This window comes from Sphingomonas hankookensis (assembly GCF_028551275.1).
GTDB lineage: Bacteria > Pseudomonadota > Alphaproteobacteria > Sphingomonadales > Sphingomonadaceae > Sphingomonas > Sphingomonas hankookensis_A.
In genome coordinates this window covers 2,743,529-2,760,661 of the sequence record NZ_CP117025.1, presented here as the reverse complement: position 1 = coordinate 2,760,661, position 17,133 = coordinate 2,743,529, and the positions used below count along the sequence as shown (strand labels likewise).

At 66.8% G+C, this 17,133-nt stretch carries 19 protein-coding genes; 10 read left to right on the top strand and 9 right to left on the bottom strand.

Annotation, left to right across the window (positions count from 1 at the left end; genetic code table 11):
- The first annotated feature begins 3 nt into the window (after positions 1–3).
- From PPZ50_RS13150 to PPZ50_RS13105, 10 genes are all read left to right on the top strand, one after another.
- A complete protein-coding gene (locus PPZ50_RS13150) occupies positions 4–1,251 on the top strand; it encodes an MFS transporter (protein WP_084401837.1) in 1,248 nt (415 codons plus the stop codon).
- Positions 1,248–2,306, top strand: a complete 1,059-nt coding sequence (locus PPZ50_RS13145; protein WP_066694287.1) for a sugar phosphate isomerase/epimerase family protein — start codon at positions 1,248–1,250, stop codon at positions 2,304–2,306. Before PPZ50_RS13150 ends, PPZ50_RS13145 begins: the two co-directional genes overlap by 4 nt.
- Entirely contained in the window at positions 2,303–3,451 is a 1,149-nt protein-coding gene (locus PPZ50_RS13140; RefSeq protein ID WP_066694284.1) for a Gfo/Idh/MocA family protein, read from the top strand. The genes PPZ50_RS13145 and PPZ50_RS13140 overlap by 4 nt, the downstream gene beginning before the upstream one ends.
- Positions 3,448–3,825: a c-type cytochrome gene (locus tag PPZ50_RS13135; RefSeq protein ID WP_084401836.1), complete on the top strand. Its 378-nt coding sequence runs from the start codon at positions 3,448–3,450 to the stop codon at positions 3,823–3,825. Before PPZ50_RS13140 ends, PPZ50_RS13135 begins: the two co-directional genes overlap by 4 nt.
- A gap of 5 nt (positions 3,826–3,830) precedes the next feature.
- Complete coding sequence (locus PPZ50_RS13130) at positions 3,831–4,736, top strand: hydroxypyruvate isomerase family protein (RefSeq protein ID WP_232308071.1); 906 nt, start codon at positions 3,831–3,833, stop codon at positions 4,734–4,736.
- 13 nt (positions 4,737–4,749) lie between these two features.
- Entirely contained in the window at positions 4,750–5,577 is an 828-nt protein-coding gene (locus PPZ50_RS13125; protein WP_066694278.1) for a 3-keto-disaccharide hydrolase, read from the top strand.
- A complete protein-coding gene (locus tag PPZ50_RS13120; protein WP_066694275.1) occupies positions 5,574–6,149 on the top strand; it encodes a gluconate 2-dehydrogenase subunit 3 family protein in 576 nt (191 codons plus the stop codon). Before PPZ50_RS13125 ends, PPZ50_RS13120 begins: the two co-directional genes overlap by 4 nt.
- Positions 6,146–6,979, top strand: a complete 834-nt coding sequence (locus PPZ50_RS13115) for a sugar phosphate isomerase/epimerase family protein (protein WP_066694273.1) — start codon at positions 6,146–6,148, stop codon at positions 6,977–6,979. The genes PPZ50_RS13120 and PPZ50_RS13115 overlap by 4 nt, the downstream gene beginning before the upstream one ends.
- Before the next feature lie 28 nt (positions 6,980–7,007).
- Complete coding sequence (locus PPZ50_RS13110) at positions 7,008–8,684, top strand: GMC oxidoreductase (RefSeq protein ID WP_066694271.1); 1,677 nt, start codon at positions 7,008–7,010, stop codon at positions 8,682–8,684.
- Between the two features lie 95 nt (positions 8,685–8,779).
- Complete coding sequence (locus PPZ50_RS13105; protein ID WP_126014460.1) at positions 8,780–9,130, top strand: hypothetical protein; 351 nt, start codon at positions 8,780–8,782, stop codon at positions 9,128–9,130.
- A gap of 20 nt (positions 9,131–9,150) precedes the next feature.
- On the opposite strand, the gene PPZ50_RS13100 is transcribed toward PPZ50_RS13105, so the two are convergent.
- The 9 genes from PPZ50_RS13100 to PPZ50_RS13060 all read right to left on the bottom strand — a co-directional run bounded on the left by PPZ50_RS13100 (position 9,151) and on the right by PPZ50_RS13060 (position 17,130).
- Positions 9,151–9,606: a hypothetical protein gene (locus PPZ50_RS13100; RefSeq protein ID WP_272815314.1), complete on the bottom strand. Its 456-nt coding sequence runs from the start codon at positions 9,604–9,606 to the stop codon at positions 9,151–9,153.
- 42 nt (positions 9,607–9,648) lie between these two features.
- The gene (locus PPZ50_RS13095) at positions 9,649–10,434 is read right to left on the bottom strand and encodes a phosphoadenylyl-sulfate reductase (protein WP_066694268.1); all 786 of its coding nucleotides are present in this window, start codon (positions 10,432–10,434) and stop codon (positions 9,649–9,651) included.
- Positions 10,427–10,852 (bottom strand): DUF934 domain-containing protein, encoded by a 426-nt coding sequence (locus PPZ50_RS13090; RefSeq protein WP_066694267.1) that lies wholly within the window; start codon positions 10,850–10,852, stop codon positions 10,427–10,429. Before PPZ50_RS13090 ends, PPZ50_RS13095 begins: the two co-directional genes overlap by 8 nt.
- Entirely contained in the window at positions 10,849–11,256 is a 408-nt protein-coding gene (locus PPZ50_RS13085; protein ID WP_066694265.1) for a Rid family hydrolase, read from the bottom strand. Before PPZ50_RS13085 ends, PPZ50_RS13090 begins: the two co-directional genes overlap by 4 nt.
- Positions 11,249–12,883 carry a nitrite/sulfite reductase gene (locus PPZ50_RS13080; RefSeq protein ID WP_066694264.1) on the bottom strand — a complete coding sequence of 545 codons (1,635 nt, stop codon included), beginning with the start codon at positions 12,881–12,883 and terminating at the stop codon, positions 11,249–11,251. The genes PPZ50_RS13085 and PPZ50_RS13080 overlap by 8 nt, the downstream gene beginning before the upstream one ends.
- Positions 12,884–13,002: 119 nt before the next feature.
- A complete protein-coding gene (locus PPZ50_RS13075; protein WP_066694263.1) occupies positions 13,003–13,299 on the bottom strand; it encodes a DUF2849 domain-containing protein in 297 nt (98 codons plus the stop codon).
- Positions 13,296–14,084: a uroporphyrinogen-III C-methyltransferase gene (gene cobA / locus PPZ50_RS13070; protein ID WP_066694261.1), complete on the bottom strand. Its 789-nt coding sequence runs from the start codon at positions 14,082–14,084 to the stop codon at positions 13,296–13,298. The genes PPZ50_RS13075 and cobA overlap by 4 nt, the downstream gene beginning before the upstream one ends.
- A gap of 77 nt (positions 14,085–14,161) precedes the next feature.
- On the bottom strand, positions 14,162–15,571 hold the full coding sequence (astD, locus tag PPZ50_RS13065) for a succinylglutamate-semialdehyde dehydrogenase (RefSeq protein WP_066694259.1): 1,410 nt from the start codon (positions 15,569–15,571) through the stop codon (positions 14,162–14,164).
- Between the two features lie 83 nt (positions 15,572–15,654).
- Positions 15,655–17,130, bottom strand: a complete 1,476-nt coding sequence (locus PPZ50_RS13060) for a protein adenylyltransferase SelO family protein (protein ID WP_066694256.1) — start codon at positions 17,128–17,130, stop codon at positions 15,655–15,657.
- Between the last annotated feature and the right edge of the window lie 3 nt (positions 17,131–17,133).

The window sequence follows — 17,133 nt, the reverse complement described above, 5'->3', positions numbered from 1 at the left end:
CGCATGGCCATTGCGGAGGGTGTGGGACGTCGCAGCGGCGCGACGGTCGATGGCGGGATGACCGTCCGACTAAGCGCTTTGATGTTCATGCAGTTTTTCATCTGGGGCGCGTGGCAGGTCACGCTCGGCCTGGTCATGCAGACGGTCGGCATCGGCAATCTGATCGGCAATGCGTTTTCGATGGGGCCGATCGCGTCGATCGTCGGGTCGCTGCTGCTCGGCATGGTCGCGACGCGCTATGTCGCGCCCAAGATGCTGATGGTGATTTTGCATCTGGTTGGCGGGGTGTTGTTGTTCCTGTTGCCTTCGCTGATTACGCCGGAGCGCGGGGGCACCTTCGTGTGGCTGCTGCTCGGCTACATGATCCTGTACATGCCGACGGTCGGTCTTGCGAACACCATCGCGCTCAAGAGCTTCGGCGAACGGACCGACAATTTCCCGTTCGTGCGTGCGTTCGGCACGATCGGCTGGATCGCGTCGGGCCTGATCATCGGCTGGGCGGGACTGTCGGCCAGCCCGCAGATCTTTACCGTCGCGGCGGTCGTGTCGGTAGCACTGGGTCTCTACAGCGTCACGCTGCCGACCGTCGAAGCGGACAAGCCGCAGGGCGGCAGCGTCCTGGCGCAGGTGTTCTGCGTCGAGGCGTTCTCGCTGATGCGGAACAAATCGTTCCTGGTGTTTATCGCTTGCGCGACGCTGATCTCGGTCCCGCTGGCGATGTATTATGCCTATGCGTCACCCTATGTCGGTGCGGCGGGGATCGAGAATGTCGGCGGTACGCTCGCCATCGGGCAGATGTCCGAGCTGGTGTTCATGTTCTCGATGCCGTGGCTCTATCGCCGCTTCGGGGTGAAGCCGCTGCTGCTGGTCGGCATGGCTGCGTGGGCGCTGCGGTATGCATTGTTCGCGATCGGTGACGGCGGGTCGGGCATCTGGGCGGTCTATCTCGGCGTCGCGCTGCACGGCGTCTGCTACGACTTCTTCTTCGTCGCGGGCGCGATCTACACCGGCATCATCGCCGCGCCGAAGGGCGTGAACGCACAGGCGCAGGGAATGCTGACCCTGTTCACCTATGGCGTCGGTATGCTGCTCGGCTCGCAGATCGGCGCGTTGCTCTATGCGCAGCTGCCGGCCAACCCGACCATTGCCGACTGGCAGGGCATGTGGGTCTATCCCGCCGTCGCCGCCGCCGCCATCGCGCTGCTGTTTCAATTGACCTTCCGTGACGACCGCAAGGAGACGCTGGCATGACGGGCATGAAGGGACCGGGCATCTTCCTCGCCCAGTTCATGGGCAACGAGGCCCCGTTCGACACGCTGGAGAATATGGCGGAGTGGGCCGCGGGCCTTGGCTATGTCGGGGTGCAGATCCCGTGCGACAGCCGTCTGATCGACCTGAAGACCGCGTCGGAAAGCCAGGATTATTGCGACGAGCTGACCGGCAAGCTGGCGACGCTCGGCATCGAAGTGACCGAGCTGTCGACCCATTTGCAGGGGCAGCTGGTCGCGGTGCATCCGGCATACGACACGCTGTTCGACGGTTTCGCGCCGAAGGAAGTGCACGGCAAGCCGGCCGAGCGGCAGGTCTGGGCAGTCGAGCAGGTCAAGATGGCGGCGAAGGCCAGCGCGAAGCTCGGCCTGAAGGCGCATGCGACCTTCTCCGGCGCGCTGGCCTGGCCCTATTTCTATCCGTGGCCGCAGCGTCCGGCGGGGCTGGTCGAGGAAGCGTTCGCCGAACTCGCGCGGCGCTGGACCCCGATCCTCGACGTGTTCGAGGACCATGGCGTGCATTGCGCGTTCGAGGTTCATGCCGGCGAAGACCTGCACGACGGTGCCACCTGGGAGCGTTTCCTGGAGGCGGTGAAGGGCCATAATGCCGCGCGGCTGCTGTTCGACCCGTCGCATTATGTCCTGCAACAGCTCGACTATCTCGACTTCATCGACCGCTATCACGATCGCATTTCGTGCTTCCACGTGAAGGACGCCGAATTCAATCCGACCGGCCGGTCGGGCGTCTATGGCGGCTATCAGAACTGGGTCGACCGCGCCGGACGCTTCCGCTCGCTGGGCGACGGGCAGGTCGATTTCTCGGGCGTGTTCAGCCGCATGGCGCAATATGGCTATGATGGCTGGGCCGTGCTCGAATGGGAATGCGCGCTGAAGAATTCGGCGGACGGGGCGGCGGAAGGCGCGCCGTTCATCGAAGCGCACATGATCCGCCTGACCGATCATCCGTTCGACGATTTCGCCGCGAGCGGGGTCGATCGCGCCGCGATCCGCACGCTGATGGGGCTGTCGCCGGAATGAGTGCGAAGCGCCCCTTGAAGCTCGGTATGGCCGGCGGCGGCGAAGGCGCGTTCATCGGCGCGATCCACCGCCACGCCGCGGCGATGGACGGCGACTGGCAACTGGTCGCCGGCGCGTTCAGCAGCGATGCGGGACGTAACGCCCGGAGTGGCGATGCGCTCAATCTCGATCCGGCACGGGTCTATGGCGACGTCCACGCGCTGATCGCGGGCGAGCTGGCCCTGCCGGTCGGCGAGCGGATCGACGCGCTGGCGATCGTGACGCCCAACCACCTGCACGCGCCGATGGCGATCGCCGCGCTCAACGCCGGCATCCATGTCTTCTGCGAAAAGCCGATGGCGATGAACGGCGACGAAGCCCGCGCCATCGCCGCCGCCGCCAAGGCCGGCGGCGCGAAGTTCGCGCTGGCCTTTACCTATAGCGGCTATCCGCTGGTCGAGGAGGCACGCGCCCGCGTCGCGCGGGGCGAACTGGGCAAGATCCGGCTGGTGCAGGTCGAATATCTGCAAGGTTGGCTGAGCCTCCCGATCGATGGCGAGGGCAACAAGCAGGCCGAATGGCGCACCGATCCGGCCAAGGCCGGGCTGGGCGGGTGCCTGGGCGATATCGGCACCCACGCCTTTCACCTTGCCGAGCATATCGCGGGCATCCGCGTGGATACGCTGTCGGCGGACCTGACGACGCATGTCCCGGGCCGCCGGCTGGACGACGATGTCAGCGCGCTGCTGCGCTTCGAAGGCGGCGCGCGCGGCACGTTGAAGGCGACGCAGGTCGCGGCTGGCGAGGAGAACGGCCTGAAGCTGCGTGTGTCGGGCGAACTCGGCACGCTCGAATGGGCGCAGATGGAGCCGAACACGCTGACGCTGCGCTGGCTCGACCGGCCGGCCGAGGTGGTGCGTGCCGGTGGACCGGGGCTGGGGGCGTCGACGCAGGCGCTGCTGCGTACACCTTCGGGTCATCCGGAGGGCTATATCGAGGCATTTGCCAATCTGTATCGGGGCTTCGCCGCCCGGATACGCGGTGACGACGAACGGTTCGTGCCCGGCCTGACCGATGGCCTGCGCACCATGGCCTTTATCGAGGCGATGATCGCGAACGCCGCGTCGGACGACAAATGGACCCATGTATCGGGAGAGTATCGATGAAGTTTTTGATGGGGACCGCCATCGCCGGGACCAGCGCCGCCGTCGCGCTACTCGCCACCGCCACGCCGACAACGGCGCAGACGCCCGCGCCCCCCGCGTTCAATGCGTGCAAGGCATGCCACACGGTCAACAAGGGCGGTCGCAACGGCATCGGCCCGAATTTGAACGGCGTGGTCGGCCGCCCGGCGGCATCGGTCGCGGGCTTCAACTATTCGCCCGCGCTGAAGGCGTCGAAGCTGCGCTGGGATGCCAAGACGCTCGATGAATATCTCGCGGCTCCGACCAAGAAGGTTCCGGGCACGCGGATGCCGATCGCGACGCCCGATGCGACGAAGCGCGCGGCGATCATCGCCTATCTGACGTCCGCCAAATGAGCGGCGTGTCGCGACGCACGGTGATGGCCGGCGGCGCTGCGGCGACGCTGGCGGTCGGCGTCGGCGCGGCACAACGTCCGCCGTCCAACGCGGCGCGCTTCTCGCTGAAGTTCGCGCCGCACGAAGGCAGCTTCGCCAGTCGGGGCGGGCGGATCGAACAGATCGCCTATGCCGCCGATCAGGGCTTTACCGCCTGGGAGGATAACGAGGCGGGCCTGCGCAGCGTTGCCGAGCAGACGGCGATGGCCAAGGCGCTGCAACAGCGCGGCATGACGATGGGCGTGTTCGTCGCCTCCATGCCGAAATGGGCACAGTCGCGGCCGATCCTGGGCGCGACCGATGGCGCGGAGCGCGAGGCGTTCCTGAGCGATATCCGCAAGTCGATCGACGTCGCCAAGCGGCTGTCGGCGACGCGGATGACCGTGGTCACCGGCTTCATGGACCCGCGCGTCCCGCTGGATATCCAGACCGCGCGGGTGATCGACGTGATGCGTCGCGCGGGCGAGATCGTCGCGCCGCACGGCATCGCGATGGTGATGGAGCCGCTCAACACCCGCACCGACCATCCCGGCGTCTATATGCAGACCGTGGCGCAGGGCTATGCCGTCGCGCGCGGTGCGAACAGTCCGGGCGTGAAGGTTCTGGCCGACCTGTATCACGAACAGATTCAGTCGGGGAATCTGATCCCGACGCTTGCCGCGTGCTGGGACGAGATCGGCTATATCCAGTTCGGCGACAATCCGGGGCGGAACGAGCCGGGCACGGGTGAGATCAACTATGCGACGATCGTCCGCTGGCTGCGCGACAAGCGCTATGCCGGGGTGATCGGGATGGAACATGGCAATTCGCTGAAAGGCCGACCGGGGGAGGAGGCGCTGGTCGCCGCCTATCGCCGGATCGATCAGGTTTAAGGGGGAGGCGAGGATGACGCTCCGCACGATGGTCGCGCTCGGCGCGACGTTGATAACGCTCTCAGCATCCGGTGTCGCGCAGGACAAGCCGGGGTTCAAGGATACGCCGATGCTGCCGGGTGGTCAGTGGCGCGTCCACGACGCCGACCGGCCTGCGCCGGTGGCGGTGACGCCGGCGAAGCAGCCCGGCGGTGCGCCGTCCGACGCGGTGGTGTTGTTCGACGGGCGCTCGCTCGATGCATGGACGCCGCAGCGCATGGCATGGCCGATCAAGGACGGGGCGATGACCGTGCCGTCGCGCGCCAGCGCCGGGGGCGAGAATGCGCTGGTGACGAAGCAGAGCTTCGGCGATGTGCAACTCCATCTGGAGTTCCGTTCGCCCAACCCGCCGACCAAATCGTCGCAGGATCGCGGCAATAGCGGTATCTGGTTCATGCAGCGCTACGAGGTGCAGATCCTCGATGGCTATCAGAACCCGACCTATGCCGATGGCACGGTGGGCGCGGTCTATGGCTGGAAACCGCCGCTGGTGAACGCGTCGCGCGCGCCCGGCGAATGGCAGAGCTACGACATCGTGTTCGAACGGCCGCGCTTTGCCGCCGACGGATCGCTGGTGCGGCCGGCCTATGTCACGGCGTTCCTGAACGGGGTGCTGGTGCAGAATCATCAGGCGATGCTGGGCACGACCGTCTGGCGGCAGGTCGCGACATATACGGCGCATGGCGATGCCGCGCCGATCCAGTTGCAGGACCATGATTCGCCGGTGTCGTTCCGCAATATCTGGGTCCGCCCCTTGCCCGAAGCCGCCATCGCGCAGGATTTGAAGGAGACGATGAAATGATCGACCGGAGGACGGCGCTGGCCGGCGTCGCGGCGATGTTCGGCACCGCGCTCTACGCACCGCTCGCGCGGGCCGCGGGGGCGAGCGGACCGGTCACCACGCCGGTGCCCGCCATCAGCGAAGGGCCGCCGAGCGTGGCGGTGTTCACGCCCGTGCAGCGGGCGGCGATGACCGCTCTGAGCGAGCGGGTGCTGCCGACCACCGATACGCCTGGCGCGATCGCCGCCGGGGTGCCGGCCTATATCGAAAAGCTGCTCGCCGACTGGTCCTATCCGGCCGAGCGCGTGCCGATCCTCGCCGGACTGGACGCGATCGAGGCGAAGTCGATGGCCGATTACCGCGTGTCGACCGCCAAGGCGACACCGGCACAGCAGGACGCGCTGCTGACGCTGGCGATGAACGACCGGATCACCGGCGGCAAGACGTTCTTCGAAGCGTTCCGCCAGCTGGTCATCGCCGGCTATTATACGTCGGAAATCGGCATGACGCAGGAGCGCGAATATCTGCCGGTGCCCGGCGAATATGACGGCGCCTTTCCCTATTCCAAGGTCAACAAGGTCTACAGCGCATGATGATCGATCGCAGGAACCTCCTGATCGGGGCGGGCGGCGTCGCCGCGCTCGCCGCCACCCGTACCGCGTCGGCCGCACAGATCGGCAAGATCGGTATCCAGCTCTACACCGTCCGCGACCTGTTCCAGAAGGACCCGGTCGCGACGCTGACGTCGATCGCGAAGATCGGCTATCGCGAGGTCGAATATGGCGGCGGCGGGTACGACGCCATGGACCACAAGATGCTGCGGCGGACGATGGACCGGCTGGGGCTGACCTCGCCATCGGTCCATATCGGCTATGACGCGCTGCTCGGCTCGTTCGACAGGCAGGTGGCGATGGCGAAGACGCTGGGCGCCGATACGGTCATCCTGCCGTACATGACCGACGAATATCGCAACGAAGCCGGTTGGGCGAAGGCATTGCCCAATATCAACCGCTTCGCCCGCGACCTGCGCAAGGCGGGGTTGGGCTTCGCCTATCACAATCACGACTTCGAATTCACGGTGAAGCCGGGCGGGGTCAGCCTGTACGAACGGCTGCTCAAGGAAACCGACCCGTCGCTGGTGAAGGTCGAACTCGACCTCTATTGGGTCGGCCATGCCGGCGAGGATGTCGGCGGCTGGATCGACCGGCTGGGACCGCGCCTCTACGCCTATCATGTGAAGGACGCGCGCGCCGATGGCAGCATGACCGCGGTGGGTGCCGGCAAGACCGATTTCGCTGCGCTGTTCCGCCGTCCGGGAAGCCGGGGTGTCCGCCATTTCTATGTCGAGAACGACCAGGCGCCTGCGCCCTATCTGCCCGACATCACGACGAGCTACCGCACGCTGCGCGCGCTGCGTTACTGAATAGAATCAAGACCCTGGGAGGGGACATATGGCTGCCACCAACAGGTTCGACGCGATCGTCATCGGGTCCGGCGTCAGCGGCGGGTTCGCCGCGAAGGAACTGACCGAAAAGGGCCTGCGCGTCCTGATGCTCGACCGCGGGCGCATGGTCGAGCATATCGAGGGCTATCCCTATGACGGGAAGCCGGCCTACGAGGTGCCGGCGCGCAACATGATGCCCAAGCCGCTGATGGACAGCGACTATTTCATCGCCAAGCACGGCTATGTCGCGCCGAGCAGCCGGCAGTTCTACAATGACGACCGGCTGAACCCCTATGCGTTCGACGAGGGGGAAAAATTCTACTGGATCCGCCCCGGTGCGGTCGGCGGCAAGTCGCTGATCTGGGGGCGCTGGTCGTTCCGGTGGAGTGCGGACGACTTCGCGGCGAACACGCGCGAAGGGATCGATGGCGAATGGCCGATCGGCTATGACGACGTCGCGCCCTGGTACAGCTATGTCGAGAAATATATCGGCGTGTCGGGATCGCGTGAGAACCTGCCATACCTGCCCGACAGCGAATTCCAGCCGCCGATGCCGATGAACGTCGCGGAGAAGTGGCTGAAGCAGCGGCTGGAGACCCAGTTTCCGGGGCGCAAGCTGATCCACACCCGCCTGTCCAACATGACCGAGGACAAGCCCGACCAGAACCGCAGCAAGTGCCAGTTCCGCAACCAGTGCGGCAATGGCTGTTCGTTCGGCGCCTATTTCTCGACCCAGGCGGTGACGCTGCCTGCTGCGCGGGCGACCGGGCGGTTGACGCTGCAGTCCGATGCGGTGGTCACGAACCTCGAATATGATGCCGCGCGTAAGAAAGTGACCGGGGTCCGCTTCATCGATGCGAAGACCGGCCAGGCGCAGACGGTGCAGGCCGGCATGGTGTTCCTGTGCGCATCGGCGATGGCGTCGACGCAGATTTTGATGAACTCGCGCATGGGCGGTGGCGGTCGCAGCCATTTCGACAGCAGCAGGACGCTGGGCCGCTATGTGATGGACCATATCTTCCGCGTCGGCGCGGAGGGCGAGATTCCGGGCATGACCGACCTGATCGAATTCGGGCGGCGGCCGGGCGGGGTCTATGTTCCGCGCTTCCGCAACCTGAATGGCGAGGAAGGTGTCGGCTTCCGTCGTGGCTATGGCTATCAGGGCAGCGCGCGGCGCGATCCGGCGGCTCCGGTCGGCTTCGGCAAGGATATGAAGCACGGCATGCGCCAGTACGGCCCGTGGAAGTTCGGGATGGGTGCGTTCGGCGAGTGCCTGCCCTATGCCGACAACCGGGTGTCGCTGCATGCGAACAAGGTCGACCGGTTCGGCGTGCCGCTGATGAAGTTCGACGTCACCTTCCGCGACAACGAGCTCAAGATGATGGCCGACGCCCGCATCGAGGGCGAGAAGATGCTGAAGGCCGCCGGTCTGGTGAACGTCCACAGCTATGAAGGCGCCCATGTCCCGGGCGATGCGATCCATGAAATGGGCGGCGCGCGCATGGGGGCGGACCCGCGGAGGTCGGTGCTGAACCAGTGGAGTCAGGCGCACGACGCGTCGAACCTGTACGTCACCGACGGTGCGCAGATGGCGTCGGTGTCGTGCGTCAATCCGTCGCTGACCTTCATGGCGCTGACCGCGCGTGCGGCGGACCATGCGGTGCGGACCAAGGCCTGGGCTTGAGGCGAACGAGCGGCACGGGCGTGATCGTCCGCGCCGCTTCCTTTTCGTTTACCCTGCGCCGGTAGAGCGGTCCTGATGCACGGCGGAGGCGCGATATGACCGGTCGATGGATGGAGGAACTGCGCAACAAGGTTCCGACCGGCACCGTCGACGGTGACGGCGACGCCTTTGCCGAACACCTGCGACAACGTGCCGAGGCGGCGCAGAAGGTCGAGCAGGGGCTGCTGACCGAGGTGCCGATGCTGTACGGTTCGCCGGGGCCGTATGAGCCGGAAGGCGATCCGGGGATCGTGATCGCACGGCTGCACCGCGAGGAACTGCTCCGCCGTAGCGGTGCGATGCCTGTCGTGCGCGCCGGCGAACCGCCGGAACGCCTGCCCTATGAGCGGTTCCTAATCGTGCTCGGGTTCGTCCTGGAGGCGGTGTACTTTTTCGGGCGCGACTGACGACGGGGCCGCCGGCTTGGTCAGCCCGACATGGCCGGCGGTCGCGGGCCGAGCAACGCCAGAACATGGACCGCGAGGGTTTCCGTATCCTCGGTGACGAGCGTCACGATGTCGCTCTCCCGCGCTTCGAAGCCGTTATTCGGGCCGAGATTGTCGAACGGGGTTAGCGTCACCGCATCGTCGGTTCGTTCGATATCGACGCGCCGGGCGTCGCGCATGAACGTCTTGAAATTCTTTACTGCCGCCGCATCCTGAAACGGAATGAACTGGCGCTTCCACTCTTCGGACGTCGGGTCGGGTACGTCGGCACGGGATGCTGCCAGCCCTTCGCCGATCGCCTGCGCGATTACCGTCTTCTTGGCCGACTTGCCGAACCATTTCGGATCGGTGGCGATGTTGTCCCCCGACACGGTGCGCGAGACTGGCGCGATGATGATCCGACCGTTGGTGAAATAGGCGACTGCCGATTGCTGCATCGCGCCGCTTTGCCCCCGAACGCTGGCGGGGGCAAGCGCGCCTCAGAAGCTCGGCAGGTTCGGATCGCCGTCGGGCAGCGGCTTGTGAATCCCGCATTCGACCTTGTCCCAGCCGGCCCAGCGGCCGGATCGCGGGTCTTCGCCCGGCTTTACCCGGTTGGTGCAGGGCTGGCAGCCGATCGACGGGAAACCCTGTTCGACCAGCGGGTGGCGCGGCAGGTCGTGCTGCGCGAAATAGGCGTCGATGTCGGCCGGGGTCCAGGTGATGAGCGGATTGACCTTCAACCGGCCGACCGCGTCCGAGGTATCAAGTTCGAAGCGGGGCAGGGCGGTGCGGGTTGCCGACTGGAACGCCTTGCGCCCGGTGAAGCTGGCATCGAAGCCCAGCAAGCCGCGCGCAAGCGGTTCGACCTTGCGCAGGTCGCAGCAGCCGTCCGGATCGTAGGACCAGCGCAGACCTGTTGCGTCCTTTGCTGCCAGCAGATCGGCATCGGGCGTCAGGTTGCGGAAATCGGTCAGGCCCAGCCGTTCGACCAGCAGGTCGCGATAGGCGAGCGTTTCGGGGAAATGCTTGCCGGTTTCGAGAAACAGGACAGGGACCGACGGATCGACAGAGGCGATCAGGTGCAACAACACCGCGGATTCTGCGCCGAACGACGATACGGCCGCGACGTTACCCAGCAGCCGTTCGCGCAGGGCAACGGTCAGCATTTCCTGCGTCGACACGCGGTCGAAACGGGCGTTCAGCGCCGCGGCATCGGCGGCGGTGTAGCGCGGCCCGACCGTCAGCCGGTCGCGCACGCGGATGTCGGGATCGGCATCAGCCATGGCGCAGTTTCCACACCGGGACATGCCCGTCGGCCGCGGCCTGATAGACATGGTCGTAGCGTTCGAGCACGCGGTCGAGCGCGGCGCGATCGATCGGGGCGGAGGGCGCGAAGCTGTCGAAGCCGCAGCGGCGCATCAGCGGAATCTGGTCGACGAGCACGTCGCCTTCGGCCCGCAGTTCGCCGGTATAGCCTGCCTCGCGCAGGATGCGCCCGGCCGAATAGCCGCGTCCGTCGCGGAATTTGGGGAAGCTGACCTCGATCAGGGACAGTCGGTCGAGGTACGGGAGAAGCAGACGGGCGTCGTCGCCCGCTTCGATCCGAACGGCGGTCGAGTTCGACTGACCGAGGAACGCGTCGAGGGTGACGGCGGGTTCGTCATGCGCGGCATCGTCGCGCAGGCGCAGCGGTTCGTTCATGCCGTCTCTCCATTGTCGGGCAGGCGCGCGACGACTTTCAGTTCGAAGCGGAACCCGGCGAGCCAGGTTACGCCGGTCGCGGTCAGCGCGGGCAGGGGCGCATCGCCCCAATAGGCCGGATGGTGCGCGAACAGCAGCGGCAGGACCGCTTCGGGATCGGTGGTGAAGATCTGCACATCGACGACGTCCGCCGGGGTGCAGCCGGCCCCAGCCAGCACGGCGGTCAGGTTGGCGAAGGCCAGCGCAACCTCGTCGGCGAGGTCGGGTTCGGGCGTGCCGTCGCTGCGCGCGCCGACCTGCCCGGATACGAACAACAGGCCGTTGGCGCGGATTGCCGGGGAGTAGCCGTGTTCGGCATAGAGCGCATGCGGCGCGGCCGGGAAAACGGCGGATCGCTTACCCATAAATCGCCTCCTTGAACGGTTCCATGCCGATCCGGCGATAGGTGTCGACGAAGCGCTCCCCGTCGTTCCGTTCGGCGAGATAGCGGTCGGTGACGCGCTCGATCGCGTCGACCACGCCGTCCTCCGAAAAGCCCGGGCCGGTGATCTTGCCGAGCGACACGTCCTCCGCGCCCGATCCGCCGAGCAGCAGCTGGTAGTTCTCGGTCCCCTTCCGGTCGACGCCGAGGATGCCGATATGCCCGGCATGATGGTGGCCGCAGGCGTTGATGCAGCCGCTGATCTTGAGCTTCAGTTCGCCGAGGTCCCGCTGGCGGACCGGATCGGCGAAGCGATCGGCGATCTTCTGCGCGAGCGGGATCGAGCGGGCATTGGCGAGGCTGCAATAATCGAGGCCGGGGCAGGCGATGATGTCGGTAATGAGGTCGAGATTGGCCTCGGCCAGCCCGATCGCCACCAGCCGGTCATAGACCGCGCGCAGGTCGCCCGAGCGGACATGCGGCAGGACGATGTTCTGCGCATGGGTGACGCGCAGTTCGGCGAAGCTGTACGCCTCCGCCAGATCGGCCATCGCATCGATCTGATCCGCCGAAGCGTCGCCGGGGATGCCGCCGGTCGGCTTCAGGCTGATCGTCACGATGGTGTAGCCCGCGCGCTTGTGGGCGTGCGTGTTCTGGTCGAGCCACGCGGCGAAGCCGGCGTCGCTGCGATCGACCGGGGCGTCGGCCGAGGTATCGGCAAAGGCGGGATCGGCAAAGAAGGCCGCGATACGGTCGAATTCGGCTTGGGGCGGATCGATGCCGAGCGTCTTGATGTGCGCGAACTCTTCGGCGACCTCGGCACGATACTGGTCGACGCCGATCTCGTGGATCAGGATCTTGATCCGCGCCTTGTACATGTTGTCGCGGCGGCCGTAGCGATTGTAGACGCGCAGGCAGGCTTCGAGATAGCTCATCAGGTCGGACAACGGCACGAAGTCGTTGACCAGCGGCGCGATCATCGGCGTGCGGCCCATGCCGCCGCCGACATAGACCTCGGCCCCCGCCACGCCGTCCCGTTCGACGATGCGCAGGCCGATGTCGTGCAGGCGCATCGCGGCACGGTCTTCGTCAGCCGCGATGACCGCGATCTTGAACTTGCGCGGCAGGTAGCTGAATTCGGGGTGGAAGGTGCTCCACTGGCGCAGCAGCTCGGCCCAGGGGCGCGGATCGGTCAGCTCGTCGGCGGCGGCGCCGGCGAACTGGTCCGAGCTGATGTTGCGGATGCAGTTGCCGCTGGTCTGGATGGCGTGCATCTCGACCTTCGCCAGCTTTTCCAGAATGTCGGGCGTGTCGGCCAGCTTGATCCAGTTGAACTGGAGGTTCTGCCGCGTGGTGAAATGGCCATAGCCGCGGTCGTATGTGCGCGCGATGTCGCCCAGCACCCGCATCTGCGTCGACGACAGCGTGCCATAGGGGATGGCGACCCGCAGCATGTAGGCGTGGAGCTGAAGATACAGGCCGTTCATCAGCCGCAGCGGCTTGAACTGATCCTCGGTCAGATGGCCCGACAGGCGGCGTTCGACCTGATCACGGAACTCCGCGACGCGGGCGTCGACGATCGACTGGTCGTAGGTGTCGTATTGGTACACTTCGAAGTCCTCTCCGTTGGCGGGGAAGGGGTGTTGCGTCAGCGATGCTGCGCTTGGGGACACCCCCCTCCACCAGCCTGCGGCTGGTCCCCCTCCCCGCGGAGCGGGGAGGAGCTTGATTAGATCACCCACGCTCCGGCGTCGGGGTCGGCGGGCTTTAGCGTCAGGTCGGTGCGCACCGTGGGGCCGAGGGCGCGGATGCGGTCCTTGATGTGGGCGGGGCGGGGGCCTTCGGGGGTTGCCACCGCGTCGATCACGTACGGCACGTTGACCCGGCGGGCGGCTTCCTCGACCAGGGCGATGCGTTCACCGTCCTCACCGACGTCCGCCGCATCCTCGACATGGCGCGACCAGTCGCCGCCGGTCCACCAGGTCACGTCGCCGGTGGCGAGGTCGTTTCCGGTCAGCAGCTTCATGCCAGCAACTCCGCCGCTTTCGCCCAATTGCCGAGCTTGTCCTCGGCATCGGCCAGTTGCACCACTTCGCCGACGACGATCACCGCCGGGCTCTTCACATCCTCGCGCGCGACCATCGGGCCGAGATCGGCGAGCAGGGTGCGCAGCGCGCGAGCGTCGGCATAGGTGCCGCGCTCCAGCACCGCGACCGGCATGTCGGGGGCGACGCCATCGGCCATCAGCTTGTCGGCGATCGCCTCGGCAGTGGCGACGCCCATATAGATGACCAGCGTGCGACCCTGTCCGGCGAGGCCCGACCAGTCCTGTTCGCTTAAGCCCTTGCACTGGCCGGCGACGAAGCTGACCGCCGACGACCAGTCGCGATGGGTGAGCGGCAGCATCGCGCCCGCCGCACAGCCGAGCGCGGCCGAGACGCCGGGAATGACCTCTACGGTCAGGCCGGCGGCGCGGACCGCCTCGACCTCTTCACCGCCGCGACCGAAGATGAACGGGTCGCCGCCCTTCAGCCGGACGACGATCGCGCCGGTCTTCACATGGGCGACGATCAGCGCGTTGATCGATTCCTGCGGCAGGGTGTGGCGCGCGCGCTGCTTGGCGACCGAGATGCGCTGTGCGGTCGCGGGCGCGAGGTCGAGGACGCGCGGATCGATCAGCCCGTCATGGACGACGACGTCGGCGGTCTTCAGCGCCTCGACGGCGCGCACGGTCAGCAGGCCGGGATCGCCGGGACCTGCGCCGACAAGGATGACGCGCCCGCGCGCGGTCGGATCGAGTAACGTTGCCATGCTGGCGTAGATGCTGCCGGGGCGGTTCGCAGGCAACCGACGCTTGCTTGGGGGGCGGGAAGGGATTGTTTAGCAGCCTATTGGTTGCGCAGCCCGATGCCGATCGATGCGCGGACCTGCTCGGCTTCGGCCGACACGACCGGATAGGCGCAATAGTCGGCGGCATAATAGGCCGACGGGCGATGGTTGCCCGACAGGCCGATCCCGCCGAACGGTGCGCCCGACGACGCGCCGTTGGTCGGGCGGTTCCAGTTGACGATGCCGGCGCGGATGTTCGCCCAGAACCGGTCGTAGAGCTGCGGGTCGGGCGAGATGAGCGAGGCGGACAGGCCGTAGCGGGTGTTGTTCGCTTCGGCCAGGGCGTCGTCGAAACTGTCGACGCGGAACACCTGAAGCAACGGGCCGAACAGCTCGACATCGGCGCGTTCGGGCGTGTCGGACATGTCGATGATGCCCGGCGTCAGGAACGGACGCCCCTCGACCAGGCGCTGCATGAAGCGCAGCGGACGGCCCCCGCGGGCCGAAAGCGACAGGAAGCTCTCGGTCAGCTGGTCGGCGGCTTCGTTGTCGATCACCGGACCCATGAACGGCGCGGGATCGGCATGGGGTTCGCCGATGATGAGCCGTTCGCACAGCCGGTTGATCTCGGCGAGCAGCGGCTCGGCCAGACGCCGCTCGACGATCAGCCGGCGCGCGGCGGTGCATCGCTGTCCGGCGGAGGTAAAGGCCGACTGCACCACCAGCACCGCGGCAGCGTACAAATCGGGCGTGTTCCACACGATGATCGGATTGTTGCCGCCCATTTCGAGCGCGAGGATCTTGTCCGGCGTTTCGGCGAACTGGCGGTTGAGCGCGATGCCGGTCCGCGACGATCCGGTGAACAACAGGCCGTCGATATCGGGATGCGAGGCGAGTGCGCGCCCTTCATCGGGGCCGCCGATCAGCAGGCGGACGCAATCCTCCGGGACGCCGCTGGCGTGGAAGCATTCGACGAGGAACGCGCCGGTGGCCGGGGTCTTTTCCGACGGTTTGAAGACCACCGCGTTGCCGGCGATCAGCGCGGGGACGATGTGGCCGTTGGGCAGGTGTGCGGGGAAGTTGTACGGCCCGAGCACCGCCAGCACGCCATGCGGCTTGTGACGCAGCGCGGTGCGGGCGTTCATCGGCGATTCCAGCCGCCGCTGGCTGGTGCGTTCGGCATAGGCGCTGATCGAAATCTCGACCTTGGCGACGACCGTTTCGACCTCGGTGCGGGCTTCCCAGAGCGGCTTGCCGGTTTCGCGGGCGATGATGTCGGCAAAGGGTTCCGACCGGCTGCGCACCACATTGGCGAAGCGCCGCATCGCTTCGATGCGATATGCCAGCGGGCGCGATGCCCAGCCGGCCCAGCCGCCACGCGCGGCGGCGATTTCGGTGTCGACATTGCCGACCGGTCCACGCCACAGCGTCGCGCCGGTGGCGGGTTCGGTCGAGACGAGTTCGGGCATATCTAGGGTCGTCCGGTTTCAGCTTTGCCGCATCCTTGAACCAGAATGCGGGACGGCGCCAGTTTCGTGGATGATGGTTGATATCAGGTAAGCGCCGCGCCCATCCGGCGGATCGCGGCGACCTTCGCGTCGAACAGCGACCAGTCATCGGCCTCGGCGATCCGCGCCCAGATCGCCTCCACCTCGTCGATCAGCATCGAACAAGGGTTCGCGTCGGACCAGTAGGGGTGGCTGCGGTCGGTGCGCGGGTGATAGTCGGACAGGCGGGCGCGGACTTCCTCGAACGCGGCCCATTCCTCGCCTTCGGGCAGCCAGCCGCCGAATGCGTGATGATAGAAGGCGTCGATCGGCATGGCGGAGGTCGCCAGCGCGGTCGTCACCGCATCGGCGAGCGCGCGGTCTTCGTCGGCGCCGCGGGGGCGGACGCCGAGGCGCCAGAGGATGGCTTCGGCCGCCGCCCGGGCATAGCGCTCCGGGAAGGTTTCGAGGACGGCGATCAGCGGCGGGGCGTCGACGACGGTGCGCAGCGCCACCGCCAGCTGCATCGCGTTCCAGTGCATCGCATCGGGCTGCCGGCCATAGGCGTAGAGGCCGTGATGGTCGAAATAGGCGGCGGTGAAGCCGGCATCCCAGGTCGGCGCGAACCGCCACGGGCCATAGTCGAAGCTCTCGCCGGTCAGGTTGATATTGTCGGTGTTGAGGACGCCGTGGACGAAACCCGCCGCCATGAACCGCGCCGCCAGCGTCGCGATGCGGCCGACCGCTTCGTCGAACAGCTCGATCGCCGGTTCGCTGCCCGGCGTGCGGTGGTAGAGGCGGGTCAGGACATAGTCGACCAGCCGGTGCATCGCTTCCGCATCACGTTCGTATGCGAGGCGCTGAAAGGTGCCGATGCGGACATGGCTGTGGTTCAGCCGGACCAGTACCGCCGAGCGGGTGGGTGAGGGCTCGTCGCCGCGCACCAGTTCCTCGCCGGTTTCGATCAGCGAGAAGCTGCGCGAGGTGGGGACGTTCAGCGCTTCCAGCATCTCGGTAGCCAGCACTTCGCGCACGCCGCCCTTCAGTGTCAGGCGGCCGTCGCCGAACCGGCTGTACGGGGTCTGGCCCGATCCCTTGGTGCCGAGGTCGAGCAGGCGGTCATGGGTATCGGTCGCCTGCGCGAAAAGGAAGCCGCGTCCGTCGCCGATATCGGGGTTGTACGACTGGAACTGGTGGCCGTGGTAGCGGAGCGCCAGCGGTTCGGAGAGGCTGCCGGGGAGCGGTACGAAGCGGCCGAAATGGTCGATCCATTGGGCGTCGGATAGCGGAAGCGTATTCCCGCGAAGGCGGGGATCCAGGGTTTCAATCGCTGCGCTGGGCTCTGCTAGGCTCTGGACCCCCGCCTGCGCGGGGGTACGCGACGCAGGGACGATCCCGATCTGCCCCGCCGCGCGGTCGTTCCTGAAGCGCAGGGTGTGCGCCGGGAACTGGGCTGCGGCGACCGCGTCATAGAACGGGGCGCCGAGCGACAGAATATCGGTGCGGGGACGATAGCGAGCGGGTTGCGGGTTTTCGGCCATGCG

Bases quoted from the DNA above. Each gene is read 5' to 3' on its own strand.
- PPZ50_RS13060 (WP_066694256.1), bottom strand. From the start codon at position 17,130: ATGGCCGAAAACCCGCAACCCGCTCGCTATCGTCCCCGCACCGATATT.
- PPZ50_RS13125 (WP_066694278.1), top strand. From the start codon at position 4,750: ATGACGCTCCGCACGATGGTCGCGCTCGGCGCGACGTTGATAACGCTC.
- PPZ50_RS13135 (WP_084401836.1), top strand. From the start codon at position 3,448: ATGAAGTTTTTGATGGGGACCGCCATCGCCGGGACCAGCGCCGCCGTC.
- PPZ50_RS13150 (WP_084401837.1), top strand. From the start codon at position 4: ATGGCCATTGCGGAGGGTGTGGGACGTCGCAGCGGCGCGACGGTCGAT.
- PPZ50_RS13110 (WP_066694271.1), top strand. From the start codon at position 7,008: ATGGCTGCCACCAACAGGTTCGACGCGATCGTCATCGGGTCCGGCGTC.
- PPZ50_RS13075 (WP_066694263.1), bottom strand. From the start codon at position 13,299: ATGAAGCTGCTGACCGGAAACGACCTCGCCACCGGCGACGTGACCTGG.
- PPZ50_RS13140 (WP_066694284.1), top strand. From the start codon at position 2,303: ATGAGTGCGAAGCGCCCCTTGAAGCTCGGTATGGCCGGCGGCGGCGAA.
- PPZ50_RS13145 (WP_066694287.1), top strand. From the start codon at position 1,248: ATGACGGGCATGAAGGGACCGGGCATCTTCCTCGCCCAGTTCATGGGC.
- PPZ50_RS13100 (WP_272815314.1), bottom strand. From the start codon at position 9,606: ATGCAGCAATCGGCAGTCGCCTATTTCACCAACGGTCGGATCATCATC.
- cobA (WP_066694261.1), bottom strand. From the start codon at position 14,084: ATGGCAACGTTACTCGATCCGACCGCGCGCGGGCGCGTCATCCTTGTC.
- PPZ50_RS13095 (WP_066694268.1), bottom strand. From the start codon at position 10,434: ATGGCTGATGCCGATCCCGACATCCGCGTGCGCGACCGGCTGACGGTC.
- PPZ50_RS13090 (WP_066694267.1), bottom strand. From the start codon at position 10,852: ATGAACGAACCGCTGCGCCTGCGCGACGATGCCGCGCATGACGAACCC.
- PPZ50_RS13105 (WP_126014460.1), top strand. From the start codon at position 8,780: ATGACCGGTCGATGGATGGAGGAACTGCGCAACAAGGTTCCGACCGGC.
- PPZ50_RS13120 (WP_066694275.1), top strand. From the start codon at position 5,574: ATGATCGACCGGAGGACGGCGCTGGCCGGCGTCGCGGCGATGTTCGGC.
- astD (WP_066694259.1), bottom strand. From the start codon at position 15,571: ATGCCCGAACTCGTCTCGACCGAACCCGCCACCGGCGCGACGCTGTGG.
- PPZ50_RS13085 (WP_066694265.1), bottom strand. From the start codon at position 11,256: ATGGGTAAGCGATCCGCCGTTTTCCCGGCCGCGCCGCATGCGCTCTAT.
- PPZ50_RS13115 (WP_066694273.1), top strand. From the start codon at position 6,146: ATGATGATCGATCGCAGGAACCTCCTGATCGGGGCGGGCGGCGTCGCC.